The following is a 26164-nucleotide window of genomic DNA, read 5'->3' as shown; positions in this document are numbered from 1 at the left end:
TAACCTTCAACCTGTAACCTCTAACCTGTAACCTGTAACCTNTAACCTGTAACCTTCAAACCTTCAAACCTTCAACCTTCAACCTTCAAACCTTCAAACCTTCAACCTTCAACCTTCAAACCTTCAACCTTCAAACCTTCAACCTTCAAACCTTCAACCTGTAACCTTTAACCTGTAACCTTTAACCGGCTAACCTATTTCTGAAACATCTTGAGCATGCGTTGGGTTACTAGGAAGCCACCGGAGATGTTGATGGTTCCAACTAAAATTGCGATCGCACCCAGAATAGTAGTAGGTGAGGTGGCTGCGCCGGAAATTTGCAGCATTCCACCAATGATGATGATGCCGCTAATGGCATTAGTAACACTCATCAAGGGGGTGTGCAGGGCTGGTTTTACGTTCCAGATCACTTGCCAGCCTACGAAGCAGGCCAGGATAAATACCGTGAAGTGGGAGAGGAAAGAAGGTGGTGCTCCGATTCCCAAGCCAACTAAGGCGAGTCCCACTAACACTGGCCAGAGCAAGCCCATGATACCCTTTGATTTCTTCGTCTCTGGCACAGACTGCTCTTTAGTTACCGCAGTCTGGGGTTCTGGTGCGGGTTTGGGAGGTGCTGGAGGTGTAGGCCGCTTGGGTGGGGGCCAGGTTACATCCCCAGCGTTTAGGACTAAGGCTCCCCGAACCACTTCATCCTCCATATCGACACGGTAATTTTCACTACCACCCATGTCCTTGAGGAGATGACAAAGGTTGGTGCCATAGAGTTGGCTAGATTGAGTAGCCATACGGCTGGGTAGGTCAGTTAATCCAATGATGGTCACACCTTTGTATTTGTAGACCTCATTGGCTTTGCTCACCTCACAGTTGCCCCCTTGCTCAGCTGCCATATCGACAACCACTGAGCCTTCTTTCATACTCGCTACCATTTCCTCGGTGATCAGCAGCGGTGCTTTTTTACCGGGGATCAGGGCAGTGGTGATGATGATGTCCACTTCTTTAGCCTGTGCAGCGAACAATGCCATCTCCGCCTCGATGAACTCTTTACTCATCACCTTGGCATAGCCCCCAGATCCGGTACCGTCTTCTTTGAAGTCCAGTTCCAGAAACTCTCCCCCCATGCTTTCCACTTGTTCCTTAACCACAGGGCGGGTATCGAAGGCGCGCACAACAGCACCCAGACCTTTAGCGGTACCAATAGCAGCTAGTCCAGCTACGCCAGCACCAATCACCAACACTTTAGCTGGGGGAACTTTTCCTGCTGCAGTAATTTGCCCAGTAAAAAAGCGACCAAAGTTATTCGCTGCCTCAATCACAGCCCGGTAACCAGCAATATTGGCCATAGAACTGAGGGCATCCATCTTTTGGGCCCTCGTGATGCGGGGTACCGCATCCATAGCCAACACTGTAGCCTTGCGGCTTGAGAGTTGTTCGAGCAGTTCTTGGTTTTGGCCTGGCCAGATAAAGCTGATTAAAGTGCCATTTTCCGATAGCAACTCAGACTCATGCTTGTTTAGAGTTGGATGCATCTGAGGAGGACGCACTTTTAGAACAATATCTGCCTCTGACCAAAGGCTATTGGCATCAGGGATGATTTGGCATTCTGCTTGTTCGTAAGCATTGTCAGGAAAATTCGCTGTCTCTCCTGCTCCCGATTCAATCAGCACATCAAAGCCAAGTTTCTGGAGCACCTTCGCTGTATCCGGTGTAGCAGCTACCCGGCATTCACCTGGGTAAATTTCTTTCGGGATACCAACCTTCATACGAGTTTTGGTTGGCTGTAAATCTAACGTTTCAGCCTCTTTGGGAATGGCTAGGGTCATTGACTCTCCTTCAGTTGTCTAAATGAAATAACGACGGAAAATTCGTTGATCACTAAGGTGGGTCTAGAAGCATCAGGCAAAGGATGTCCAGACCAGCCACTTTCAGGGGCTAAGGCCACCGTATTTCCTAACATAGCTTTTGGTCATGGGTGAAAAATACTCCTTAGGTGAGGACAACAAGAATCAGGAAAACTGGCGATAATAACTGTTTTCCCTAACTATTTTCGGTAAATAGAATCAAGTAACAACTTCTTTTAAAAATGTTGTCCCTTGATGACAATCTATCCTTCTATTTCTTTTGATTTCGAGTGGTTTTTAGCAACTTGTAGCTTCTTCCTGCTGGGGATGTTCACCCTGTTTAGAGGATTCCCAAGTTCAACTAGAACAGGATCAGTTTGCCCCCTGACACCGCCAATGCCCTTAAGGGTGGGTGATTGACTCGCTCTTGATCAGCTGACTGGCTTCCCATCTGTGCTACTTGTCGTTGTCTGGTACTTGTCCTGGTATCCAACACCAGGCATGGCCTCTTGCTGAATTTGAACTGCTGGCATAAATTTCTCTATATAAATTTCTCTGACTGTTCAAATACATCTGTCCCCATAACCGGATCTCTTTTTGGATCCTATGGTGATCTGCCAAAAGAGAGGATTATTTTTAACTTGTTTTAGGAATTGTGCTGTTGCACTCAGTTGTCGTAGGTAATCTTTACTAGTCAGATCGATTCCGTCACTGACTATAGATGATGATGGTAATGGTGTAATAAAGTGTTATAGGTGATTAAAGTGTAGCGATAGTGTTTTGAAATTGGTATGAGGGTAAGCATTCAGCTATCAGCTATCAGCCATCAGCTATCAGCTATCAGCCATTGGCTGTAGGCCAAGCTACTTTGAATCAAATAAGCTGACGGCTGACCACTGACCGCTGACCACTGACCACTGACCGCTGACCGCTGACCGCTGACCGCTGACCGCTGAATGCTTACGTATTAGGGATATATTGCGTATATATATTGGGTATAGCTTGTGTATATATATAAGTAGTACAGTAAAAAAACAAATAACTGTTAACTGTAAGCTCAAGTCAGCAGCATTAGATTTATGCTATCCACAAAATCTTCCATCAAAAGCCTGATTTCCGCGATCGCATTAGCTGGTTGTGTCTTGACCGGGCTATCGGTTCGGAGCTTAGCCCAGAGTAATCCCGGATTGGTACTCTGGAGTGGTGTTAAGCGGGAAAATATCCTGAGATATCACCTAGATTTTAACGGTGCCCCCAATTACTGGGATCGTTACCGCTTGAGGATTCCCAAGAAGAAACTGGAATTGGGAGTCGCTCAGTTTTCTATTTCTTATCCAGATTACTACGATGGTAAGTTCGACGTGGACAAAATTGAGGTGCGCGTTGACGGTAAATCCCTCCCGGTCTCTGAGGTAGTCTGGGACAAAGAGAATTATAGCATTCAGATTTATATGGAAGAGGCAGTTCCAGCCAATGAAAATGTGGAATTAGTATTTTCCAATGTCAAAAACCCTGATGGGGGTACCTATTACTTCGTTTGTTATGTCTTAGCCCCTGGTGATATTCCACTACCCAGTTATGTCGGTACCTGGATTATGAGTATTGGTCGATAATATAGCAATTCTCAATTCGGTGAAGCGGAGCATGTTAGTTTTGTTAATCCCTGATTCAGATCCCCCGTTGCTCCCCCTTAGTAAGGGGGACTTTTGAATCTAATTCCCCCCTTTTTTAAGGGGGGTTAGGGGGGATCTATATACATAATTACAAGGGTGACATGCTCCCCAGTGAGGTAACTGCCAGACCCCCAAAACTAGTTTCCCCCTGTTGAATAGACCTCGCTACTGTTGCGGCGAGGTCTATTGATTTATTGTGCTAATTTAATGTCTCTTTGATCTCCCTTTTGTCTACATCAGTCATGATTTCCAGTCCCTTGGGAGTAGCCTTTAGGTGAAAAAGATAGCGACCGTTGATCATATAGACTGTGGTGATAGCTCCGATGGCGCAGATCAGGACTCCACAGAGCGGTAAGGAAATTTGCCAAACTGGGAAGTTGTACTTACTTGGTTTTTTCTGTTGATTCTTTAACATAGTGATTGAACACTTAGAGACGACTGGTTAAATAGCCACGATTTCCTCTTGAGTGCCTGCCTAGACGCTACAAACTATCCAGCAGGCTTTCACTCAGAGTAGAATTCCTACCCCAACAGGACTTACGCATTTGCCCCCTAAATCCCCCGAGCGAGCAATCCCTCGCTCGGGGGACTTTGACATCATTACCCCCCAAAATTGGGGGGCTAGGGGGGCTATATCAACTTAACCGCGTAAGTCCTGCCCAAAGAATTTTTGCGCAAAATTAGTACGCATGTTCTTTCAATCGCTACTAGCAGCTTTAGAGTCTGATCACCAGGCTATATATTAATGTGCCTGTTCAAGGATTCTGTGACATTGACTGGCTCATTGCTCTAGAGGTGCTGCTCTTCAAAATTAAAGCACCCTGTTTTTTTGGAAATTTTCCCGAGAGGGTGTCACACTTTCTGACAGTTCTGCACATATATATAGAGGAACATTGATACGGATATCGATTATGCGAATTTACACTCCTATTGCAAAAAATGATCAAAACACTAAACCAGACATAATTATTCGAGGATATATAATAAATGAAGGAAAATTTTGACCAAGCGTTTCAACCTTTATCCAAAAAAAAATCTTTATCAATTTATTATAGGCTGATTGTAAAAAATTCTCAAATTTGCTCTGGGCAAAAACTTTTTGTTTTTTTGATTATAGCCTGCGTAAAGCAAACTTGGGATAATACTTCATTTATCAACGGAATAAAGTCCAAACTACGCCAATTTAATTTACCGGATTACCAAATATACGAGGTGATTACTGAAACCTATTTACGGGGAATAAAACTGCTAGAATCTGGCGAAGAGATTGAAAAACCTAGAGCCTGGATCAGGAGGACTTCATTCAATGTCATCCGTGAAATGAGCAGGAAACAAAAAAATAAACAAAAAAAAGAAAAGTCATGGGATGCTAATTTTAAAGAACATCAAATAGCACTAGAAGACAGCAATAGTCTCGACTCAGAAAACTCTGAGGAGGAAAACTTCAAGCTGTTGGAGCTAGCTCTTCAAAAGTTAGAGCCAAAGGACAACAAGCTAATCGTGTTACGGCACATAAAAGGCTTATCTTGGAAACAAGTAGTAAACCATCTAGCTTCTAAGGGAGAAGATATTACTGAGGCGTCTGCCAGACAGCGAGGTAATCGTGCCCTAAAGCGTTTGCGCAAAATATTTTTTGAGCTTAAGAAGCATAATCAGTAAACAAAATATTATGATTAACTATAGCTAATTATGGTGCGGAAACCGCTTGGGGTAATTCCTTCATTGATTGCCCCAATCTTCCTTTATTAATTAAATAATTAATATATATTTTTTAAAATATTTTTATTTATTAAATAATAAATTACTAATAAATATTTATTTACAAATGAAAAAAAGTTAAGTTGAAAATAATGAGTATAATTAACCAAAAAAATAGTAAGTTATCAGAAGAATATCGCCAGCTAATAGCTCTTCCGTTTTTGTCTGAATTAGATGCAAATCGGATGGCAGAAATCCTAGAGCTAGCTAATCTTGATGAATCCCTTAACTCCTTAATTGAGGAAATTGAAATGACCGACTATTTAAAACTAGAAAAGTGGAATCAAGGTCTTCGGAATTTACTCAACGTGGTTTCCACAGAGGAGCCATCCCCTAATACAGCATTCCAGGACTAAACCATCTGAAGGGGTGTAAGCATTCAGCGGTCAGCTATCAGTTATCAGCCATCAGCCATCAGCCGTCAGCCATCAGTGGTCAGTGGCACAGGCTTCGACGCTGTGATGCTTCGACGCTGTGACGCTTCGACGCTGTGACCTAACTCATAAACTGATAACTGATAGCTGATAGCTGATAGCTGATAGCTGATAGCTGATAGCTGATAGCTGATAGCTGATAGCTGATAACTGATAGCTGATAGATTGCCTTGATAGATCACCCCTTGACATGGTATGATCAACAATCAGCTATAGTTGGCAATCAATCCTTTATAGTATTCGTACATAGTATTCCTCCAGCAAACCCATGACTCAACGCACTCTAGGCGGGACCAACCGTAAGCAAAAAAGAAAATCCGGTTTTCGTGCCCGGATGCGCACCAAAGATGGTCGCAATGTGATTAGAGCTCGCAGAAGCAAGGGACGGCGTCGTCTCTCGGTCTAGTCATCTAAGCATTGATGCCGACCTGCTGCAAGTGAAAGGTAAAAGGTTAAGAAACAGCCATTTCCCGTGGCTCTTCTGCCTTTATCCTGCTCAAGGAATTGACAAAATCAAGGATTAAAGTTAAGTATTGGGATTGCCTCAAGCCAATCGACTTAAGCACTGGCGAGATTTTAAGACAGTTTATCGCTGGGGTATTCGTCGTTCAGGGCGTTACCTAACATTACGGGGTTTACAACAGAGTACTATTGCCCCGATTGCCAAAGAAACCATTGCGCCAGAAAAATCCCTACCAGACAATCCCCCTCCCTCTCGTCTTGGCATCTCCATCAGCCAAAAAGTCAGTAAGAAAGCAGTTGTTAGAAATCGGATTAAGCGGCAAATTCGATCCGCCCTCAGGCAATTATTACCACGCCTATCCCCCGGTTGGAAACTAGTATTTATAGTAAAACCAGAAGCCAGAGAGTGCGAATATGCACAACTTTTGAGAGAATTAGAAAAGTTGTTGGTAAAAGCAGAGGTGTTGGATGGGCATTAGAGAAGATGTATTTTATGAGGGTGGTCCTCACCGGGGAGATCTGATCATTAGCATATTGTTGGCATTTACGATTATATTCATACCTCTAACCGTAGCTGCTATTGTCCGGGCTCTATGGCTACGGTATCGGATTACCAGCCGCCGGATATCAATAACTGGGGGTTGGCGGGGACGCGATCGCTCAGATGTGATCTATTCTGAAGTTTCAAAGATTGCCACAGTTCCCCGTGGTATAGGAACTTGGGGAGATATTGTCGTTACCCTAAAAGATGGTAGCCGTTTGGAAATGCGGGCAATACCCCGCTTTAGAGAAATTTACGACTACATTGCCGAACGAGCAGCAGACAAAACAGGCAAAGCGGTTAGTGCCATCAAAATGATGTAGACAGAACATTGAAAAGAAAACCTTGACATCGGTCACTTGCCCTGATCTAGTCTTCCCTTTCCTACATCTGGCCACCTAAATCGGCTAAACTGCTTGATGTAATTAGATCTACCTGATAAATGTCGGAAACCCGAACCGCATAGGGACGGAGATTAGTTACATTAGACACAGAAAACTTTACAATAGCGCCTAGGTTAACGTCAAACGAATGGACTTTGGTATCGGATTTATCTCCAACAACATCATGCTGCCAATCCTGGATTTCTTTTACGGGATTGTGCCTAGCTATGGTTTAGCCATAATAGCCTTGACCCTGGTAATTCGCTTTGCCCTCTTCCCTCTTAATGCTGGCTCCATTCGCAACATGAGGCGCATGAAAGTCACCCAACCCCTGATGAAGAAGGAGCAAGAAGCAATAAAAGAGCGCTACAAGGATGACCCGGCTAAACAGCAGGAAGAAATGAGTAAGCTGTTCCAAAAGTTTGGCAACCCCCTAGCCGGTTGTTTGCCACTGTTGGTACAAATGCCGGTTCTGTTTGCCCTATTTGCGACCTTGCGGGGATCACCTTTTGCAAACATTAACTACGACGTCAACTTACAAATTTTTCCCCAAGAACAGCTGGAATATATCCAGCCTAAAGTCTTTACCACCAAACCCCAAAATATTTACATTACCGATGGCTTACATGAACCAGTCATCGCCCTACTTCCGGCAGGAAATAAGCTGGTAGTTGGGGAAAAAACCAGAGTAGAGTTTCAAACTGTTGAAGGTCAACCCTTAAACCAACTAATTGCTCAGCATCCAGAAACCGATATCAGTCCCACTTGGCAAATAGTCAACGGAGAGGACCGCTTACGTATTCTTGAGGACGGTACACTAGAAGCCCTGATGCCTGGAGAGGTAAAGCTTCAGGGAACCTTACCGGGAATAGCTGCAAACAAAGGCTTTCTATTTATTGATGCTTTAGGAAGAGTGGGTGCTTTTGATGACGATGGCACTATCCACTGGGATATCGTAGGGATGATTCTCTTCTTTGGGATCAGTTTGTACGTCAACCAGCTGTTGTCTGGTTCAGGTGCAGGTTCCGGGCAAGCCGGTGACCAGCAAAAGGCAGTGAATCAGATTACTCCAGTATTGTTTTCTGGCATGTTCTTATTCTTTCCCCTGCCAGCTGGGGTATTGATGTATATTGTTGTAGCTAATATATTTCAAACTATCCAGACTTTCATTCTATCGAGAGAACCTCTGCCAGAGAATTTGCAAGAAATAGTTGAGCAGCAGGAAAAAGAGGCAAAAAGACAAGCAGCTAAGTCTGGAGAGGGTCGAGAGGCATTACCTTTTGAGCCCAAGCGTTCAAAGAAAAAGGCATCAAGTTAGCATCAAGTTAGTATGATAAATCAACATCAGGAGCGTGGTAAAGAGTGGTTAGAAGAACTCCTGCGATTATCTCGATTGCCCGCCAGTATAGAGGTAGCTGATGGTGAAGCTCCTCTAGGAGAGCGACCCAGCTACTGGTTGACAATCGATAATAGTCAACTGACCTCGAAAGACACTCAAACTTTAATTGGTCGGGAAGGGGAAGTTATCGATTCTATCCAGTACTTAGCAAATTCCCTCCTTAACTTGGGTCATGATGAGCAGGAACAAGCCGTTTACGTCATCGATATAGATAGCTATCGAGCCAGACGGCAAGTGGAACTTCAAGCGATCGCTGAACACGCTGCGATGAAAGTCCGTCAGACCGGGAAAGAATTTGAATTGAAATCCCTATCGGCAGCAGAGCGGCGTCAAGTCCATACCCTATTCAAGGCTTTTGAGGATCTAGAAACTCTGAGTCGAGGGCAAGAGCCAGACCGACGACTGGTGGTGCGTCGCAGGTATTGACAGATTCAGGATTTTCACCCTCTCACGGCTGATTGTACTTGGGATTATTCCCACCACCTGGCTAACATAATGCATTAACTCTATATAACAATTTAAGTCTATAAATGGTCGCTTTTTGCTGAGTCAGGACTTACGCGCTTAAGTGGATTTAGCCCCCCTAGCCCCCCAATATTGGGGGGTAATGATGTCAAAGTCCCCCGAGCGAGGGATTGCTCGCTCGGGGGATTTAGGGGGCAAATGGGTAAGTCCTATGAGTGTTTGAGAAGCTCAAGGTTAACCATCAACGCTTAACAGTCAACTGCAAAGGATAAGCATTATGGAGGCTATATATATTCCTGAGTTGCTCAAATTACCAGAGCAAAGAGAAGTAACTCCGGTCAATCAATTCTTGGTGGATTTACCGACACTGACCCCAGTTCGAGGTCAAGTGCAAGTGGCTCATCAAGGCAATTACCTGGAGGTCTGTGCTCAAGCAGAAACGATCATTACCTTGACTTGTCACCGCTGCTTAAAACAGTACAACCACCGCCTAAGCATCGATACATCCGAATTAGTTTGGTTAGCTTCCTCAGCTGACCAACTCTCGGATGAATCCCTAGAGCAGGAGATAACGTGGGATGATTTACAAGAAACCCTTCCAGCTCAGGGGTATTTTTATCCAGACACTTGGTTATACGAACAACTATGTCTGGCAATTCCGCCACGGCAGCTGTGTGACCAAGAATGTATAGGTATCCAGATTAACGATAACAGTGAAGCACAGTTACGGGATCAACTACGGGATCAACGTTGGGGCGCTCTAGAATCCCTGAAGAGAAAACTTCCTGGATAGTGAGTTGCCTGGTAGTATAATGCTGAAGGGGAAATCGGTCAGAGAGTTACTAGCAGCAGAGCCGTTATCCAAGTTTCTTGGAAATAAAAATGCTATGTTCAAAGTTTAATTATTTTTTTATAGTATTTATTGTTTGAGTAATTGGCTCTTATATAAAAATCCGTGTAGGAATTGTCATAATTTTTGACGCTATATTCCCGTCTTGATGCAGTCGCTCATGGGGGGAACCACGGCAGTCGCTCATGGTTTGAAGTTACCGTAAGACAGTTGAGCCTTAATCAATAAGTTTTAACCCTTTTTTGCATAACCTACCAACCATAAAGGCTCAACTGTCTAAGGTTTCGTCTCCGGGGGACCCCCAAGACCGCGCTGCCTCCCCAAGACCGCGCTGCATCGCTACTCCCTGCTCCCTGTTCCCTATTCCCTGTTCCCTGTTCCCTTTGCTATATGAATTTCAATGACGAGTTTGAGCTTCTGCTACGTGCTCGCTATCCTTTGTTATATATTCCCACTCTAGAAGAAGAGCGAGTAGAAACAGCGATCAAGCAATCAGCTAAACGTTTGGGTAATCGTGGTGTCTATATCTGGGATTTTGTAGATGGTTACCAGGGAAACCCTAATGATATCGGCTTTGGACGCCGCAACCCCTTACAAGCCTTAGAATTTGTAGATAGAATTGGCGAAAGTGCTGCTGCCATCTTTGTATTAAGAGATTTTCACCGATTCTTAGAAGATGTATCAGTTGCTCGTAAACTCAGAAATCTGGCACGTACCCTCAAATCCCAGCCTAAGAATATAGTTATCGTTACCCCCCAAGTGTCGGTTCCCTCGGATTTAACCGAAGTCCTGACAGTGCTCGAATTCCCCTTACCAACCGCATCGGAAATTAAAGCTGAGGTGAAACGTTTGTTGGGGGCAACCGGACAAACCCTAACTGAAAAAATCATTGATGAGCTGGTGCGGTCGGCTCTTGGTCTTTCCTTAGAAAGGATTCGTCGGGTCCTAGCTCGTGGGATTGCCTCTAATAATGCCATCCAACCTTCAGATGTGGAACTAATTTTAGAAGAAAAGCGTCAATCCATTAGGCAAACCCAGATCCTAGAGTTCTACCCAACCCAAGAAAAAATTTCCGACATCGGTGGCTTAGACAACCTTAAAGACTGGCTACTGCGACGGGGTGGAGCATTTACAGAACAGGCGCGACAATACGGGTTACCTCATCCTCGAGGATTACTATTAGCGGGGATTCAAGGAACTGGGAAATCCTTAACTGCAAAAGCGATCGCAAACCACTGGCACCTACCCCTGCTACGTTTAGATGTCGGTCGTCTATTTGGTGGCTTAGTAGGGGAATCAGAATCCCGTACTAGGCAGATGATTCAGCTAGCCGAAGCTCTCGCGCCCTGCATCCTCTGGATTGATGAAATTGACAAAGCCTTCTCTGGTTTATCCTCTAAAGGGGATGCTGGCACAACCAGTCGTGTCTTTGGTACCTTTATTAGCTGGTTAGCTGAGAAAAAATCCCCAGTGTTTGTGGTCGCTACTGCCAACAATATCCAAGCCTTACCCCCAGAAATGCTTCGTAAGGGTCGATTTGACGAAATCTTTTTTGTTGGTTTGCCCAACCAGGAAGAACGTCGTGCTATTTTTGACCTACACCTATCCCGGCTGCGACCTCATAATCTTAATAGTTACGCTTTAGACCGATTAGCCTACGAAACCCCTGATTTTTCTGGGGCAGAAATTGAGCAGACCCTGATCGAAGCCATGCACATCGGCTTTAGCCAAAACCGAGACTTCACCACAGATGATATTCTCGAAGCCGCTAGCCAAATTATCCCCTTAGCACGCACAGCCCAAGAGCAAATCCAATTCTTACAGGATTGGGCAGCTGCCGGAAAAGCTCGCATGGCTTCTCGCAATAGCCCCTTAAATGATCGCATTCAGCGCCAACTCCAGTAAGTAATCATATATAGTAGTAGTTCTCAATTGGGTGAGCTACTTCATCCTGGGTTAATGGGAGTAGGGAGTAGGGAGTAGGGAGTAGGGAGTAGGGAGTAGGGAGTAGGGAGTAGGGAGTAGCGCTAATAAAATTGACTTGACCTAATAAGTATCAGAAACCCTATAGATTATTTAGATTAATTGAAACTAGATTAATTGTAAATTATATCATGAACTTTTGCTAGAACACCCTAACAACCTGTTAACCTTGGCCAATAGGCACGCGCGTCGCGTTCAACCTTTAACCTGTTAACCTTGACCTTTCGGTCACGCGATCGCGTTCAACCTGTTAACCTTGGCCAATAGGCACGCGCGTCGCGTTCAACCTTGGCCAATAGGCACGCGCGTCGCGTTCAACCTGTTAACCTTCAACCTTTCAACCTAACAACCTCCAACCTTCAGCGTTCAACCTGTTAACCTTCAACCTTTCAACCTTGACCTTTCGGTCACGCGATCGCGTTCAACCTTTATCTTTGAATACTTTCCCATGAATCTTTCCAAGATAGCTCAGTTTATCATTGGTTTTATTCTCGGCATTGGCATCTTAGCAGGTGCTGCTGTTGGTACAGTTTATTACTTCTTTACTAAACTAGCAGTTGAGCCTGAAAAACCAGTTTTTGCTGAGGAGCGACCCAAGAAGTCACCATCACCAAAAGCTCAACCGACCAGTTCATCTGGGCAGTCTAAACCAGCAACTACTCCCAAACCCATTCCTAGTCCTAGTCCTTTACCAAAACTGGAACCGGGTGCTTATCGAGCCAGTGTTACCTGGCCACAGGGGTTGATTCTTCGGGACTCCCCTAGCCTGAACGCTCAACGCATAGGTGGTATTGGCTACAATCAGACCCTGATCATCCTCGGATACAGTGATGATAAGCGATGGCAGAGAGTACGCTTGCCTGGTAGTGACCAAAAAGGTTGGGTTAAAGCAGGTAATGTCAAAAAAATAAACTAATAGTTTCGAGCAACACTCAACACTCAATACTTAACAAGTATTGTTTTTGTTAAGAAAAATAGCTAAATATTAATCTTGATTGCAATATTGCCGATCTAGCTTTAATGCCAGAATCCAGAATGATAGGGTGATGAAACTAACTTTTAACACCATCAAAAAAGTTAAATTTCTGGTTAACTTAATTTCTGGCTAACACGTTTATGTACAACAAAAATACCAATAAAGATCTTTTGGGTGCTGCTGTGACTGCTGCTTTGGGTGCCGGGATTGTCACCTCTTTTGCTGTCAGCCAAGGTCAACACCCAATGATTGCTATAGGAATTACTGCTATGGCTGGCTTAGTTGGTGCCTTGTTACATCAGGCTGACTTAGTATAAATAAAAGTCCTATGATAAGTAATTAACAACTTGCTAGTTATGTGTTTTCTGGTGGGCTAATTGGAACAAACCACAAGATTCTGATCACCCGTAGCAGGAAACCCGTTAGACATCCATCCATTAACAGGATAAGTTATTCTTGCCCACTCGCGCCCTTGGGAGTCCTTGCGAAATTGGTCTTGACGGGAACCGTTGATCAGTTGTACTTCCACTCCATAGGAGACAAGACCTAGTCGAGAAGAGTTAATATTCGGTCCTCTACGGACAGCTATACCATCATTACCTTTATATATAACTTCGCGACAGAGAGATGGTGTTGGATTAGAGCGTACTATTACTCTGTCCTGACAGAACTTTAGATCTTTGGCTCGGACAAATCCAGGAACGGGGGAGTTGATCGCGATCCAACCATTTTTCCTAACCTTGTTTTCGGCCAGAATAACTTCTTCATTAGGCTCTAAGGTTCTGATTGGTTCGATTGATGGCTGTTTGTAGATAAACATTGACTTAGCAGCTTGGCGGCAGAGAGATAGTGTTTGAGTAGGGGTTACTCCTCCTATCCCCGGCGGACAGAACTTGAGATTTTGGGCTTGGACAAATCCACTAATGGGGAAGTTGATCGCAATCCAACCATCTTGGCTAACCTTGTTTTCGGCCAGAATAACTTGTTCATCAGCCTCTAAGGCTCTCATTAGGTTAGAGGTTGATCGCTGTTTGTAGATAAACGTTGACTCAGCAGCGGCGCGACATTTACCCATCAATCCCTGAGCCAGTTGAAATTTCCCTTGAGTCTGAGCTTGGGTTGGTTTGGCCGAGGGGATGCTGTTGGCGGAATTGGTGCTCGGAATTACGGTAGCCCTAGCCCCTACTCCCCCTAAATTGCTCAAGACTAAAGCTAGGAGGGGGACAAATGTACTCCAGTGACGAATAGTGCTCATGATTTAAAACTATTGCGTTATGGTTAGAGAGGAGAATTGCTCTGTTTTGATAAGAGTCTTGCTCTATAACTACATGCTTTAATATCCGATTACGTAAAATTTCTGAGATTATGTTGTCCGAAACATTACCAATGCTCTACTGTCATTTGTTAAACTAACGGTAACAGTTTCCTTGGAAAAATCATGGAGACCCTTGCCTATCTTCATCTTGCCTTAAGCGAAGAAGAACTAGCAGATACTCCTGCAGTTTTGAAGGAGTCAATTCAAAAATTGTTTCAGTGGCTCAAGGAGTATAAGCTAGTTGCTTACCATCGGATTTATTTACTGTTGCTAATTGCCATACTTAGCATTGTGGGGATGGCAGAAGAAGCCCTAGCCCAAAGGGTGCTGCGGGAAGGTCGTAGGGGAGCTGATGTAACAGAGGTTCAGCGTCGTTTGCGAGAACTCGGGTATTTCAATCGGCAACCAACTGGCTATTTTGGTTCAATTACTAAAAATGCTGTGATTCGGTTCCAACGAAAAAAGGGGCTTCCTGCTGATGGGGAAGTCGGACCACGAACCAGAGCAAAACTCTTTCCATCACAAACCAGAGCAGCACCATCCCGTAGGAATGTTACTCAATCTGGACTCAGACGAGGGTCTCGTGGATCAGCGGTTACGGAAGTGCAGCGACAGTTGAGACAACTGGGGTATTTCAATGCCGACCCAACCGGTTACTTTGGTCCAGTTACAGAACAAGCAGTGATTGAATTCCAAACAGACTATGGTCTCAGGGCGGATGGGATTGTGGGATCACAAACTAGAGCAGAACTATCTAATGCTTTAGTTACTCAATCACAACCGTTTGGATTACCGCCTGATCAGATCCCTCTTCCTCCTGCTGACTTTAACAGTCAACAACCCATAGCATTTGGTACTCCTATTCGTCGCAGTGAACTACGACCAGGCGATCGCGGCCCAGAGGTTAGACGGCTTCAGGAAGAGTTGAGATCTCGAGGGTTTAATCCTGGTGCTATTGATGGGAGATATGGCGAAGAAACTGAGGATGCAGTGTTTAAATTTCAGATACGTAATAATAATCTACTTCCAACCGGGATAGCTGATTTACAAACCCTGCAAGCATTGGGACTTATTAATATAAATCCTGAAGCTGAGAAGAATCGCTATGTGGTGGTGATCCCCATTCCTAATGATAATGTGCTAAGTGAAGTGCGAAATCAGATGAAGCTGACTGGTGGTATTATATCTGACGATGATCGAGGCCGTTATTTTAATGCTGGAGCTTTTTCTAGCCGTAGTGAAGCGGAAAGTCGTTCCCATGAATTGCGATCGCAAGGATTTGATGCCCGGGTAGCCTATTTTTAAGTAAGCTCAAGTCTACTAACAAATAAAAAGTCTACTAACAAATAAATAAATCGGGGTGCTCCCTCAGGTATTGATAAATTCAATAAATTTTGAACAACTAGAACCCTAGGACAAGGGATAGCTAGGGTGATAGCTAGGATAGGATTGGCAAGAAGCCCACACTTCCCTAATCGGTAAGTTAATCGGAAAGTGTGGGAATATGTCACCAAGGGATTAGCTCAAAGCTTCCAGGTAATCCCGAACTCGGTTACGGCGCTTGGGTTGCCGCAACTTTTGTAAAGCTTTAGCTTCGATTTGGCGTACCCGCTCGCGAGATAAATCCAAAGCGCGACCAATCTCAGCTAGAGAGTAAGGCTGGTTATCTCCCAAGCCAAACCGCATCCGAATCACATCCCGTTCACGGTTGGTTAGATCGGCTAGGAGTTGCTGTAAATCCCGTTGTAAGGCTTCTCGCATCAACACTTCTTCTGGAGAAGTTTCCTCAGTTTCGAGTAAATCTCCTAGTTCGGTGTCTCGTTCCTTACCAACTTTAATTTCCAAAGAAACAGAGCGGGGTACTCGTAGTAATACTTCTCGTACCTGAGCCGCAGTCATTTCTAATTCCACAGCAATATCGTCAATGGTTGCTGTGCGCCCACGTTCTTGGGAAATCTTCCGTTGGGCTTTTTTGATTTTATTGAGCTTCTCAGTAATGTGAACTGGCAGGCGAATGGTACGGCTTTGGGTAGCGATCGCCCGGGTGATTCCTTGACGGATCCACCAGTAAGCATAGGTGCTAAATCGGTAGCCTTTGGTCGGGTCAAATTTCTCAACCGCTCGCTCTAATCCCAGAGTTCCTTCCTGGATTAAGTCTAGGAGTTCCAAGCCACGGTTTTGATACTTCTTCGCTACTGACACTACCAGACGTAGGTTAGCTTTGATCATGTGTTCCTTAGCTTGGAGCCCTTCAGCTTGTACCTGCTCTAGCTCTTTGGATGTTAGTTCGGCTAACTCTGCCCAACGCAGTTTTCCAGCTGACATACTCGGCTTCAGTTGAGAAACGTCAATTCCTGCAGCCGTTGCCCACCGTTCCAAGGAAGGACGGTGACCTAACTGGGACGCTAGACGATCATGGATTTCAATCAGGTGGACAAAGCGCTCCATGACTTTATCCTCAGATATAGCCGACTTATTATTGCGCAGCCGTAGTAGTTTCATGTAGCGCTGAACTTTTTGAGCTTCCGAGACTTCCTCATCTCGCCTCAGTAGACGAACCCGACCAATTTCCTGGAGATATAACCGAACTAGGTCGGTGGTGCGACGGGTGCTATTTTTAGTTAAGCTAGCCGCGTCTGCACCCTCAATCTCCACATCAACTAAGTCATCCACTGATCCTTCCCCATCGTCCCTTGGGCCATTAAGCTCAAAGCTATAGGCAGAAGTCTCGTGATCTAATTCTGTGTCGGCATAGAAAGGAGTGGCTGGCATAATGATCTCTCGATTACAACCAGTGACAACACGGAATTGTGTTTGTCACACTTAGTACTAGAATTCCCACCCATGATGATCGGAGAAACAGCTACTTAATTTTTTCTCCCGGCAAGACTTACCGGTTATCCCTGGTAGCCTTTATTAATATTGGTAGCTAACGGTTCACCCGATCTATCCACCCTACCTTGCCGCATTCAGCTAAAGGTCTATAGATGGCAAAAGGAACAGGATCTCCTGATTTCAGCTATTGTATAAGTAACTCTATAGTAAAATAGAGACCTTGGTCAAAAGCTGTATTAATCTACAGTGCGCATCATGGGGATTCCAGAAAGATTCTCGCTAATTCAAGAAAAAATTTTATTTATGGGTATCAGGGACTAATATCAAGGACTAAGCAGTAGGGAAGCTACTTGCGGATATCCTGTGCTCGAATGGGTTTGAAGAAACAACGAACTTATGAATAAGTGCATACACATAGTTTAAAATTGCCAAATTATTGCCGAATTACCAGAGTAATCAAATATCAGTGCCACCTAGCTATGTTGCTAGATTGGCACTGATATTACGAAACTTGATAAAACATTACCAAAGTTTGCAATGTCTTGATGTAGTCGCTTTATCTCAAGCAGTGGCATGTCCCTAAAGATTTTATATTTTCAGGATGCCTGATAGACAACAGCAAAATGTCTCAGTTTTTTGTCTCAGTTTTTTTGTATGAGTTTGAAAGCAGGGGAGCTTCCGGAGCAGGAGAGCTTTCGCAGTCAGGCAGCAAGGGATACTAGCTGGTTTGGTAAATTTTTCATGATCATTGCGATACTCTTAAGGCCAAAGGCCACCCTACGCGAACAGAGCCGCTACGCGATTGACCGTAGGTCACGCTACGCGAACGCACTCGAGATCAGACCATCATTCTGGCTTAGTATCTCGTAGCATTAGAGCTTCAACAGCCGCTTGGGGGGTTATCTCCCCTTGGAGCAATCGATGGACTTGATAAGTAATGGGTACTGAAATTCTTTTGAGCTTAGCTCGTTCCATCACAACCTTTGTAGTGTTGACCCCTTCTGCTGTTCCCTCCAAGTTGGCCAGAATATCTGCAAGTTTCTGACCAACAGCCAGCTGATAACCAACTTGATAATTGCGACTGAGGCGACTACTACAGGTTGCGAGTAAATCTCCTAGTCCCGACAAACCGTAAAATGTTTCTACCTTAGCACCCCAATCTTTACCAATACGGATCATTTCTGTAAGCCCACGGGTTAGCAAAGCTGCTTTGGCATTTGTTCCTAGTTGTAAACCATCACAGGTTCCAGATGCGATCGCCATCACATTTTTCAGGGTACCCCCTAGTTCTACACCGAGGGGGTCTCGATTGGTGTAAACCCGGAAATTTGGCGAAGAAAACACCTGTTGTAGTATCTCAGTTGCTTTTACATCTGTGCTAGCTACTACTGTAGCGGCTGGGAGTTCTTGTTTAATTTCTTTGGAAAGATTGGGACCCGATAGCACCACTACAGGATTGTTGGGAAATTCAGCTTGCCAGATTTGAGAGGGAGTACGGGTGGTTTGCAAATCTAACCCCTTAGTCGCTGTGACCAAGATCACGTCAGAAGATACTGATAAACACTTTAGCTGTTGCGCTACAGCATTTACCCCCGACATGGAAACAGCAGACAAGATAATACTGCTAGATTTTATAGCATCTGCTAATTTTGTCTGACTCCGACGGGACCACAAACAAACCTGATCACCGTTTTTAGAGGCTAGGCTATTGAGGGCTGTACCCCAAACACCTGCTCCGATTATAGTGATGTTGGTCATTATGATTGTTAGTTGTTACTTTCCATTTTCTTGCAACCATGCAACCGTTCATCGGGGATAGCGCTGCATTAATTCTCGAACTTGCTCGGCATGATAGGAACTGCGGGTAAGGGGAGATGAAACAACTTGTAGGAAACCGAGGGATTCACCATACTCTTTCCAGCTATCAAATTGTTTAGGGGTTATGAATTCAGAAATTTTTAGGTGTTTTTGAGTGGGTTGAAGATACTGACCAATAGTTAAGATGTCGCAGTCTACTTGCCTTAAATCCGTCATGACTTGCCGGACTTCTGCATCAGTTTCTCCTAAACCTACCATTATACCAGATTTGCTGTAAACCGATGGAGCCAAGTTTCGCGTCCGCAACAGTAATTCAAGGGAACGCTGATAATCCCCTTGAGGGCGTACTTTCCGATAGAGTCGGGGTACTGTTTCTGTATTGTGATTGAGGACTTCGGGTTTAGCTTGAAGAATCGTTTCGAGGGCATCCCAGTTCCCGCACAAGTCTGGGATTAAAACCTCAATAGTGGTATCAGGTGAGACCAGGCGAATGGCTTCAATGCACTGTACAAACTGGGAAGCTCCACCATCGGGTAAATCATCCCGGTTGACAGAGGTAATAACCACATGATTTAGACCCATGCGCTGCACGGCTTCCGCTAGCCGTGTGGGTTCAGTGGAGTCAAGAGCTTTGGGTTTTTTCTCAAAGTCAATATCGCAGTAGGGACAAGCACGGGTGCAGGCTGGTCCCATAATTAAAAAGGTGGCAGTACCAGCATTGAAGCACTCTCCGATATTGGGACAAGAGGCTTCTTCACAGACAGTATTGAGTGCTAAATCTCTTAAGGTTTCTTTAATATTGCCGACACGCTGCCATTGGGGCGCTTTGACTCGCAACCATTCTGGTTTAACTACCACTCTTGGTTATACTCCAACTATATATATATATAAATTTAAGTTACGTAACTTTAATCTTGATCCTAACAAGCTAGGGGCCGATTGCCCCTAAGGCATGATAAAATAGATGAAATCTTAAATTATGGCTTTATCGGGATGTAGCGCAGTTTGGTAGCGCACTTCGTTCGGGACGAAGGGGTCGCAGGTTCAAATCCTGTCATCCCGATTGTACTTTTGGACTAACTTGAAAAGTTAGCAGGTTACAGGTTAGCAGGTTACAGGTTAGCAGGTTAGCAGGTTACAGGTTAGCAGGTTACAGGTTAGCAGGTTACAGGTTAGAGGTTCTTAAACCTTCAACCTCTGAAACTTTCAACCTTCAACCTCTGAAACCTTCAACCTCTGAAACCTTCAACCTCTGAAACCTTCAACCTCTGAGTAAAGTTCCATCACCTTAGTGATAGGCATTCGCGATCGCACTCCCAAAGTCAAAGGGGAAGTATGTCCTTGATTTAAATGGTCAGTTGCGGCACAGCCAATCATTGCGGCATTATCGGTACAAAACTTCAGGGGAGGGAAAATAACTCGCAAATTATGCTCAGTTGCTGCAGCTTGTAACTGTTGTCTCAAGCCACTATTGGCAGCCACCCCACCCCCAACCACAATCGTGTCCAGACCATAGTCGAGAGCACAAGCAATGGTACGCTTGGTAAGCGATCGCACTACAGTTTCCTGAAAGCTGGCAGCAATGTCGGTCACTGGAATTTCTGAGTGTTCCTGTTCCAGTTTTTGCACCAGCCTTAGCACCGCTGTCTTCAAGCCACTAAAACTGGAGTCATAGGGATGATAACCGCCACTAGCAAGGGAAATCTTACCTTCTGGCAATGGAAAGGCTTTGGGGTTACCCTCTCGTGCTAACTTATCTATAACTGGTCCTCCGGGATAGCCTAACTTTAATAATCGTGCTACCTTATCAAAGGCTTCACCAGCAGCATCGTCACGGGTTGCGCCCAGTATCTCATAGCTACCACAGGTTTTGACATAAATTAAGCTAGTGTGACCGCCAGACACCAACAGACTCAAAAATGGTGGTTCTAGTTCTGGCTCACTGAGATAGGTGGCGTAAATATGACCTTCTAGATGATGGACACCTACAAAGGGCTTGTTGTGGACAATGGCCAGGGTTTTGGCAGCTGTGACCCCCACTAGTAGAGAGCCCACTAAGCCGGGAGCGCAGGTAGCAGCAATGCCGTCAATTGCTCCCCAGTCCAGTTGAGCTGCTTCTAGGGCTTGCGCGATCGCATTATTGATGGTTTCCAGATGGCTACGGGATGCTACCTCTGGCACCACACCCCCATACTGCCGATGCATAGGAATTTGGGAGGCAACAATATTGCTACAACATTTACGATTGTTAACAATCGCCACAGCTGTTTCATCACAACTGGTTTCTATTGCTAAAACACAAGCCATTCACCAATGACCTTTATTGAAACACTACTTTTAGTTAATTAAACTTTACTAGATACACGCCTCAGAGTAAGATTGCCTGAGTGTACAAATAATTTGATCTCTTGGTTTGTACAAAAAACTTTTTGTTTCTTAACAAAAGGAGACACTTTCTATGCGACGATTGTTAGCTTTAATTTTTGCCGTCTCTGTGTGGCTTTGCGCCATCAGCCCAGCCTCTGCTTCTTTGGATCATCTCACCCCTTGTAGTGAGTCTGCTGCATTTCAAGCCCGGAAGGCTCAGTTCCTAAATACTACAGGTGACCCCAATTCCGGTGCGAACCGATTTGAGCGGTATTCTCAAGCACTTTGTGGTGATGAGGGATATCCTCACTTGATTGTGGATGGTCGTTTCTCCCATATGGGTGACTTCCTCATTCCTAGCTTACTCTTCCTCTATATCACTGGCTGGATTGGCTGGGCAGGTCGCAGCTATCTACAAGCGATTCAAAAGGGTAAGAACCCAGAAGAAAAAGAAGTCATCATTGATGTCCCCGTGGCATTTAGTAAGATGCTAATGGCTGCCTCATGGCCTTTGTTAGCATTCAAAGAAATCACTACTGGTGAAATGTTTGCTAAAGATGATGAGATTCCTGTCTCACCACGCTAGCAATCATACTTAGACTCGCTGGCGGGAACGCTTTTAGCACTGAAAAGTTAGCTAAAAACTAGTGCCGTTCTCGCTAATCAAGTTTTCACGCTTTATAGACAGGGCATGATATTGATGTGCCAAGATGTCTTGAAATAGTTATCGATTTTAGGAGAATGTTCCATGCAGGATTTACTCAAGTATTTGTCCCTAGCACCAGTGTTGTTGGCTGTTTGGATGACCATTACGGCTGGAATTTTGATTGAATTTAACCGCTTTTTCCCTGATCTACTTTTCCATCCGTTGTAATTAGGAAAAATGGGTAAAAGATTTAAATAATTCATTCCGGATTGGTAGGTAAGCTAATTAATATACAGCTCCTACCTTAGTTCGCTGAATTATTGAAATTTACCCTAAAAAACCTATTGACAATTTAAAAAAATAATTCAGAGTGCAGAATCCATAATCCAGAAGTAAAGTTGAATATTTCTGAATTAATTATTTCTGAATTATTAAGTTGCTGAATCCTGAATTTAGCAACTACTAATTCTGCATTCTGAATTGATAATTGTAAGCATTCAGCTATCAGCTATCAGCTATTAGCCTATGGGCTACAGATGGTGCTACTTGAGGTGCTATCAGCGATCAGCTTTGGGCTTGTGGGCACGCTACTGTTCGCGCAGCGTGCGTGTAGCGCAATCGGTGCTTATGGGGAAACTCACAGGGTCGAAGCCTGTGCGACGCTACTGTTCGCGCAGCACCTCAAGTAGCGCAATCGGTGCTTTTGAATAAAATAAGCTGACGGCTGACGGCTGACGGCACCTCAAGTAGCACCATCTGTAGCGCATATGCTTACGATAATTCAGAATTCGGTTGACCAAAAGTCTGGGTTTCAAGCCTGGCCAAAGGCCACGCTACTTGAGTTTCCCTTCTAGGGCGACTTTTTCCGAAATAAGGTATATTATATTTAAATGTGTAGCCTAGCACAGGCAGGATTCGTCGGTACTGCCCTATTTAACAACGAGCGTTTTGCGATGCTAGTACACGAGGCGCGAAAAACCTCACGGTGTGCTTACAGTCGTCGAATTAAATTCGCCACGGGTCGCACCGCTAAAACGCATGGGTCTTAACAGATACCGAAAACCAGTAAAATAACAACTTCAAAATATATAACGTACCGTGGGGTTAGAAGTTACCGTAAGAAGAGTGGAGCCTTAATCAACAAGTTTTAACCCTTTTACGCATAGCCGACTAACCATAAAGGCGACCCTCTGATAAGGTTTCGTCTCCGGCACACGGGAACAAGGAAATTCCCAACGCTTAGGAAGACAAGCCCACTGGGGTTAGTTAAATTAGGCTCGATATTTGGTTTTTAAACGGGTATTTGGCTTAAGTATTGCCTTTCAGGATAGCTAATTTTAAGGCATGTCCTAGAACTAAGAATCCCCGCTCTTTTAGGGCGGGGAGTGTCAACTTTTGTAAAATTGTTTGAAATGGCAAATCTGGCACTGCTGAGTGTATCTGACAAAACTGGGCTAATCGACTTTGCCCGTCAGCTAGTAGAAGAATTTGAATTTGATTTAATCAGCAGTGGTGGAACGGCTAAAGCCTTGCAATCAGAGGGTTTGCCGGTAACGAAAGTGTCTGATTACACTGGCTTTCCAGAAATTTTAGGTGGCAGGGTGAAAACCCTACATCCACGAATTCATGGTGGAATTTTGGGAAGGCGAGATTTGCCCGAAGATGTGGCAGAAATGGAGACAAACCAGATTCGTCCCATTGATTTGGTGGTGGTGAATCTCTATCCATTTGAACAGACTGTTGCTAAACCGGACGTGAGTTTAGCAGAAGCAATTGAAACTATCGATATCGGTGGTCCAACACTGCTGAGGGCAGCTGCGAAAAACTATGCTCACCTGACAGTGCTGTGTAATCCTAGTCAGTATCAGGATTATTTAGAGGAGTTGCGCCAGAATGGAAATCAACCATCAACTGAATTCCGTCAGGCTTGCGCTATAGAGGTTTTTGGTCATACCGCTGCCTATGACCATGCGATCGCATCCTACCTGATCGGGTACAAAGATCCAGTTTCCCTACCAAAACGATTTACCTTGTCTGGACAACAGCGCCAATCTCTACGCTATGGCGAGAATCCCCATCAACCGGCATCGTGGTATCAATCCGGAACGGTTCCCACAGGTTGGGCTGCAGCCACTAAACTTCAGGGTAAGGAACTCAGTTACAACAACCTGGTGGATTTAGAAGCTGCACGGCGGATCATTAATGAATTTACTGACACTCCAGCCGCAGCAATTCTCAAGCACACCAATCCTTGTGGGGTAGCCTTGGCAGAAACCCTCTCGCAAGCCTATCAGAAGGCATTCAATGCTGACTCTATTTCTGCCTTCGGTGGAATTGTGGCATTAAATCAACCCATTGATGCTGCTACAGCTGTTGCGTTAAAGAAAACTTTCTTAGAATGTGTAGTCGCACCAGGATGTGAACCAGAAGCTCAAGAAATTCTCAGTGCTAAGTCGAAGCTAAGGGTGTTGCTATTACCAGACTTACAGACCGGAGCAAAGCAAACCGTGAAAGCTATTGCAGGGGGGTTTCTGGTACAAGCTGCGGATGATGCCATGGATAATCCTGAGAATTGGCAAGTGGTAAGCCAAAAGCAACCTACTCCTGACCAAATGGCAGAATTATTATTTGCTTGGAAGGTGTGTAAGCATGTTAAGTCTAATGCCATCGTCGTGACGCGCGATCGCACAACCTTAGGTGTGGGTGCGGGTCAAATGAATCGGGTAGGTGCAGTCAATATAGCATTAGAACAGGCTGGGGAAAATAGCAAAAACGCTATCCTTGCTAGTGATGGATTCTTCCCGTTCGATGACTCAGTGCGGACAGCTGCTAAAGCAGGGATTGAGGCAATTGTGCAACCGGGTGGGAGTTTACGAGATCAAGACTCGATTCAGGCAGCAGATGAACTGGGATTAGTAATGGTGCTCACCGGTATGCGCCACTTTTTACATTAGTTATTTAAATTATCCAGAAGAAAATGAAAGTAAGTACTTGCCCCTATGTTTAAAAAACTACCCTTGTTAGAGGGGGTTAGGGGAGCCAAACCAACTAAACTTTGTAAGTCCTCTTGACAAAAAATACATATAAATTCAATATTTATGAGTATTTATCGTTTAAAATTTATTAATATCATATAAAGCGACGATGAGAATGGTAAAGTCATGCAACTGTGTAAAGATGCCTTAGGAATTCTCAAAGAAACTAGTCGAACTTTCTATATTCCAATTAGTTGTTTACCAGGAGGGTTACAAGAATCTGTTGCTTCTGCATACTTATGTATGCGTGCAATTGACGAAATTGAAGATGATTTTGAGCTTGATAACCCTACCAAGGCTTCACTGTTGCGAAAAATTAGTTTCGGTCTACAAGGTATAGGTAATGGATTCAGTGCCTCGGAATTATCTTTAGCCTTGAGTAAGCACGAACAGCCACTTCCAGAAGTAACCATTCGGATTGGTGAATGGGCAATGCTAGCACCGGAAACCATTGCACCTCGCATTTGGGAAGCTAGCGCAGCTATGGCAGATAGAATGGCAGCTTGGGCTGAATGCGGTTGGGAAATTAATACAGAAATGGATTTGGATGCTTATACTTATAGCGTTGCCGGCTCTGTAGGATTGTTACTTTCTGATTTATGGGCTTGGTATGATGGTACCCAAACTAACCGTAGTTATGCAGTTGGTTTTGGTCGGGGTTTACAAGCAGTCAACATTCTACGTAACCGGTCTGAAGATTTGACAAGGCAAGTGGATTTTTTTCCCAACGGCTGGGGCGAAGAAGAGCTACATAAATATGCTCGGAGAAATCTCTCTTTAGCTGATGCTTACACCAATGCTCTACTGAAGAATAGTCCAGCCAGAAATTTTTGCCAAATTCCCCTGGCTTTAGCTCATGCAACCCTTGATGTTTTAGCTCTCGGACAATCTAAACTAACCCGCAGTGCAGTGATGGGTATTGTTGAGGAATTAACAACTAAGTAGATCGGTATAAAAGTGTTCTATTTTATTAGGAATAGTTAAGCGATCGCTTAAGAACAACACACTGTCATTTTTATTGCTGAGCTTCAATCAGGCTAAACCCTAGATTGTATAAGCTTTTCAGCGACTGCGATCGCCATTTTTGTCAGAAATTCAGGTATAGCGCTTTGGATTCGGCTTCGGATATTGAGTAAAATACCAATCAACTGTAGGGGCGCACGGTGTGCGCCCAAGTGCTTATGGTCGATTACATCAGACCTAGTTGTTCCAGAATTCCATGACCAGTAATCAACTCAGTAGCCAAGCCAATGGCGAAACCAAGCATTGCCAAACGGCCATTCCAGGTTTCAGAAAAGTTAGTGAAACCGAACTTAGATTCTTGCTCTTGAGTCATTGTTATAGATCTCCTAGCTCTTTGTTAGCTTCTGTAATATAAGTTAACCT

Annotated in this window: 25 protein-coding genes and 1 tRNA gene; 18 read left to right on the top strand and 8 right to left on the bottom strand. The window is 44.5% G+C overall.

The genetic code is table 11. The features are described from left to right. Positions 1–194: 194 nt before the first annotated feature. Entirely contained in the window at positions 195–1820 is a 1626-nt protein-coding gene (gene pntA / locus LYNGBM3L_RS21830) for a Re/Si-specific NAD(P)(+) transhydrogenase subunit alpha (protein WP_009148791.1), read from the bottom strand. A 1097-nt stretch (positions 1821–2917) separates the two neighbouring features. On the opposite strand from pntA, the gene LYNGBM3L_RS21825 reads away from it, so the two are divergent. Then, complete coding sequence (locus tag LYNGBM3L_RS21825; RefSeq protein WP_009148785.1) at positions 2918–3451, top strand: DUF2808 domain-containing protein; 534 nt, start codon at positions 2918–2920, stop codon at positions 3449–3451. A gap of 259 nt (positions 3452–3710) precedes the next feature. On the opposite strand, the gene LYNGBM3L_RS21820 is transcribed toward LYNGBM3L_RS21825, so the two are convergent. Next, positions 3711–3926, bottom strand: coding sequence for a hypothetical protein (locus LYNGBM3L_RS21820; RefSeq protein WP_009148783.1), 216 nt, complete (start codon positions 3924–3926; stop codon positions 3711–3713). A 692-nt stretch (positions 3927–4618) separates the two neighbouring features. Between LYNGBM3L_RS21820 and LYNGBM3L_RS21815 the strand changes: the two genes are divergently transcribed. The 11 genes from LYNGBM3L_RS21815 to LYNGBM3L_RS46020 all read left to right on the top strand — a co-directional run bounded on the left by LYNGBM3L_RS21815 (position 4619) and on the right by LYNGBM3L_RS46020 (position 13079). Next, positions 4619–5170 (top strand): sigma-70 family RNA polymerase sigma factor, encoded by a 552-nt coding sequence (locus LYNGBM3L_RS21815; protein WP_158026584.1) that lies wholly within the window; start codon positions 4619–4621, stop codon positions 5168–5170. Between the two features lie 191 nt (positions 5171–5361). After that, positions 5362–5625, top strand: coding sequence for a hypothetical protein (locus LYNGBM3L_RS21810; RefSeq protein ID WP_009148780.1), 264 nt, complete (start codon positions 5362–5364; stop codon positions 5623–5625). Positions 5626–5971: 346 nt separating this feature from the next. Continuing rightward, positions 5972–6109, top strand: coding sequence for a 50S ribosomal protein L34 (rpmH, locus tag LYNGBM3L_RS21800; RefSeq protein WP_044494288.1), 138 nt, complete (start codon positions 5972–5974; stop codon positions 6107–6109). A 127-nt stretch (positions 6110–6236) separates the two neighbouring features. Then, a complete protein-coding gene (gene rnpA, locus LYNGBM3L_RS21795; RefSeq protein ID WP_009148776.1) occupies positions 6237–6644 on the top strand; it encodes a ribonuclease P protein component in 408 nt (135 codons plus the stop codon). After that, a complete protein-coding gene (locus LYNGBM3L_RS21790) occupies positions 6634–7029 on the top strand; it encodes a PH domain-containing protein (RefSeq protein ID WP_009148774.1) in 396 nt (131 codons plus the stop codon). Before rnpA ends, LYNGBM3L_RS21790 begins: the two co-directional genes overlap by 11 nt. 208 nt (positions 7030–7237) lie before the next feature. Next, the gene (gene yidC / locus LYNGBM3L_RS21785; protein ID WP_009148772.1) at positions 7238–8407 is read left to right on the top strand and encodes a membrane protein insertase YidC; all 1170 of its coding nucleotides are present in this window, start codon (positions 7238–7240) and stop codon (positions 8405–8407) included. Between the two features lie 12 nt (positions 8408–8419). Then, positions 8420–8914, top strand: coding sequence for a Jag family protein (locus tag LYNGBM3L_RS21780; RefSeq protein WP_009148770.1), 495 nt, complete (start codon positions 8420–8422; stop codon positions 8912–8914). 316 nt (positions 8915–9230) lie between these two features. Continuing rightward, complete coding sequence (locus tag LYNGBM3L_RS21775) at positions 9231–9746, top strand: YceD family protein (protein WP_009148766.1); 516 nt, start codon at positions 9231–9233, stop codon at positions 9744–9746. Positions 9747–10193: 447 nt separating this feature from the next. Next, complete coding sequence (locus LYNGBM3L_RS21770; protein WP_009148765.1) at positions 10194–11708, top strand: Ycf46 family AAA ATPase; 1515 nt, start codon at positions 10194–10196, stop codon at positions 11706–11708. Positions 11709–12234: 526 nt separating this feature from the next. Then, entirely contained in the window at positions 12235–12702 is a 468-nt protein-coding gene (locus LYNGBM3L_RS21765) for an SH3 domain-containing protein (protein ID WP_009148763.1), read from the top strand. A gap of 200 nt (positions 12703–12902) precedes the next feature. Beyond that, positions 12903–13079, top strand: coding sequence for a hypothetical protein (locus tag LYNGBM3L_RS46020; RefSeq protein ID WP_009148761.1), 177 nt, complete (start codon positions 12903–12905; stop codon positions 13077–13079). A gap of 56 nt (positions 13080–13135) precedes the next feature. Here the strand turns inward: LYNGBM3L_RS46020 and LYNGBM3L_RS34190 are convergent, their stop codons facing one another. Continuing rightward, positions 13136–14017, bottom strand: coding sequence for an SH3 domain-containing protein (locus tag LYNGBM3L_RS34190; RefSeq protein ID WP_009148759.1), 882 nt, complete (start codon positions 14015–14017; stop codon positions 13136–13138). Between the two features lie 183 nt (positions 14018–14200). Here LYNGBM3L_RS34190 and LYNGBM3L_RS21755 point away from each other — a divergent pair, with 183 nt between their 5' ends. Next, a complete protein-coding gene (locus LYNGBM3L_RS21755) occupies positions 14201–15382 on the top strand; it encodes a peptidoglycan-binding domain-containing protein (protein WP_009148757.1) in 1182 nt (393 codons plus the stop codon). 213 nt (positions 15383–15595) lie between these two features. Here LYNGBM3L_RS21755 and sigC read toward each other — a convergent pair whose 3' ends face one another. The 3 genes from sigC to lipA all read right to left on the bottom strand — a co-directional run bounded on the left by sigC (position 15596) and on the right by lipA (position 19588). Next, complete coding sequence (sigC, locus tag LYNGBM3L_RS21750; RefSeq protein WP_009148755.1) at positions 15596–16849, bottom strand: RNA polymerase sigma factor SigC; 1254 nt, start codon at positions 16847–16849, stop codon at positions 15596–15598. A gap of 909 nt (positions 16850–17758) precedes the next feature. Then, positions 17759–18670, bottom strand: a complete 912-nt coding sequence (locus LYNGBM3L_RS21740) for an NAD(P)H-dependent glycerol-3-phosphate dehydrogenase (RefSeq protein ID WP_009148753.1) — start codon at positions 18668–18670, stop codon at positions 17759–17761. A 48-nt stretch (positions 18671–18718) separates the two neighbouring features. After that, positions 18719–19588: a lipoyl synthase gene (gene lipA, locus LYNGBM3L_RS21735; RefSeq protein ID WP_009148751.1), complete on the bottom strand. Its 870-nt coding sequence runs from the start codon at positions 19586–19588 to the stop codon at positions 18719–18721. Between the two features lie 131 nt (positions 19589–19719). Between lipA and LYNGBM3L_RS21730 the strand changes: the two genes are divergently transcribed. Next, positions 19720–19793: transfer RNA gene (locus LYNGBM3L_RS21730), tRNA-Pro, on the top strand. Between the two features lie 182 nt (positions 19794–19975). On the opposite strand, the gene tsaD is transcribed toward LYNGBM3L_RS21730, so the two are convergent. Next, complete coding sequence (gene tsaD, locus LYNGBM3L_RS21725) at positions 19976–21037, bottom strand: tRNA (adenosine(37)-N6)-threonylcarbamoyltransferase complex transferase subunit TsaD (RefSeq protein WP_009148750.1); 1062 nt, start codon at positions 21035–21037, stop codon at positions 19976–19978. Between the two features lie 151 nt (positions 21038–21188). Here tsaD and LYNGBM3L_RS21720 point away from each other — a divergent pair, with 151 nt between their 5' ends. The 4 genes from LYNGBM3L_RS21720 (at position 21189) to LYNGBM3L_RS21705 (ending at position 25723) form a co-directional block, all read left to right on the top strand. Next, positions 21189–21683 carry a photosystem I reaction centre subunit III gene (locus LYNGBM3L_RS21720; RefSeq protein WP_009148748.1) on the top strand — a complete coding sequence of 165 codons (495 nt, stop codon included), beginning with the start codon at positions 21189–21191 and terminating at the stop codon, positions 21681–21683. A gap of 162 nt (positions 21684–21845) precedes the next feature. Beyond that, positions 21846–21971, top strand: coding sequence for a photosystem I reaction center subunit IX (psaJ, locus tag LYNGBM3L_RS21715; protein WP_009148746.1), 126 nt, complete (start codon positions 21846–21848; stop codon positions 21969–21971). Between the two features lie 1184 nt (positions 21972–23155). Next, entirely contained in the window at positions 23156–24697 is a 1542-nt protein-coding gene (purH, locus tag LYNGBM3L_RS21710) for a bifunctional phosphoribosylaminoimidazolecarboxamide formyltransferase/IMP cyclohydrolase (RefSeq protein ID WP_009148742.1), read from the top strand. A 207-nt stretch (positions 24698–24904) separates the two neighbouring features. Continuing rightward, positions 24905–25723, top strand: a complete 819-nt coding sequence (locus tag LYNGBM3L_RS21705) for a squalene/phytoene synthase family protein (RefSeq protein WP_009148740.1) — start codon at positions 24905–24907, stop codon at positions 25721–25723. A 244-nt stretch (positions 25724–25967) separates the two neighbouring features. Here the strand turns inward: LYNGBM3L_RS21705 and LYNGBM3L_RS21700 are convergent, their stop codons facing one another. Beyond that, entirely contained in the window at positions 25968–26114 is a 147-nt protein-coding gene (locus LYNGBM3L_RS21700; protein ID WP_009148738.1) for a CAB/ELIP/HLIP family chlorophyll-binding protein, read from the bottom strand. Positions 26115–26164 lie beyond the last annotated feature (50 nt).

It is taken from the genome of Moorena producens 3L, assembly GCF_000211815.1.
Taxonomy (GTDB): Bacteria; Cyanobacteriota; Cyanobacteriia; order Cyanobacteriales; family Coleofasciculaceae; genus Moorena; species Moorena producens.
This window is presented reverse-complemented; position numbering and strand designations above follow the sequence as displayed.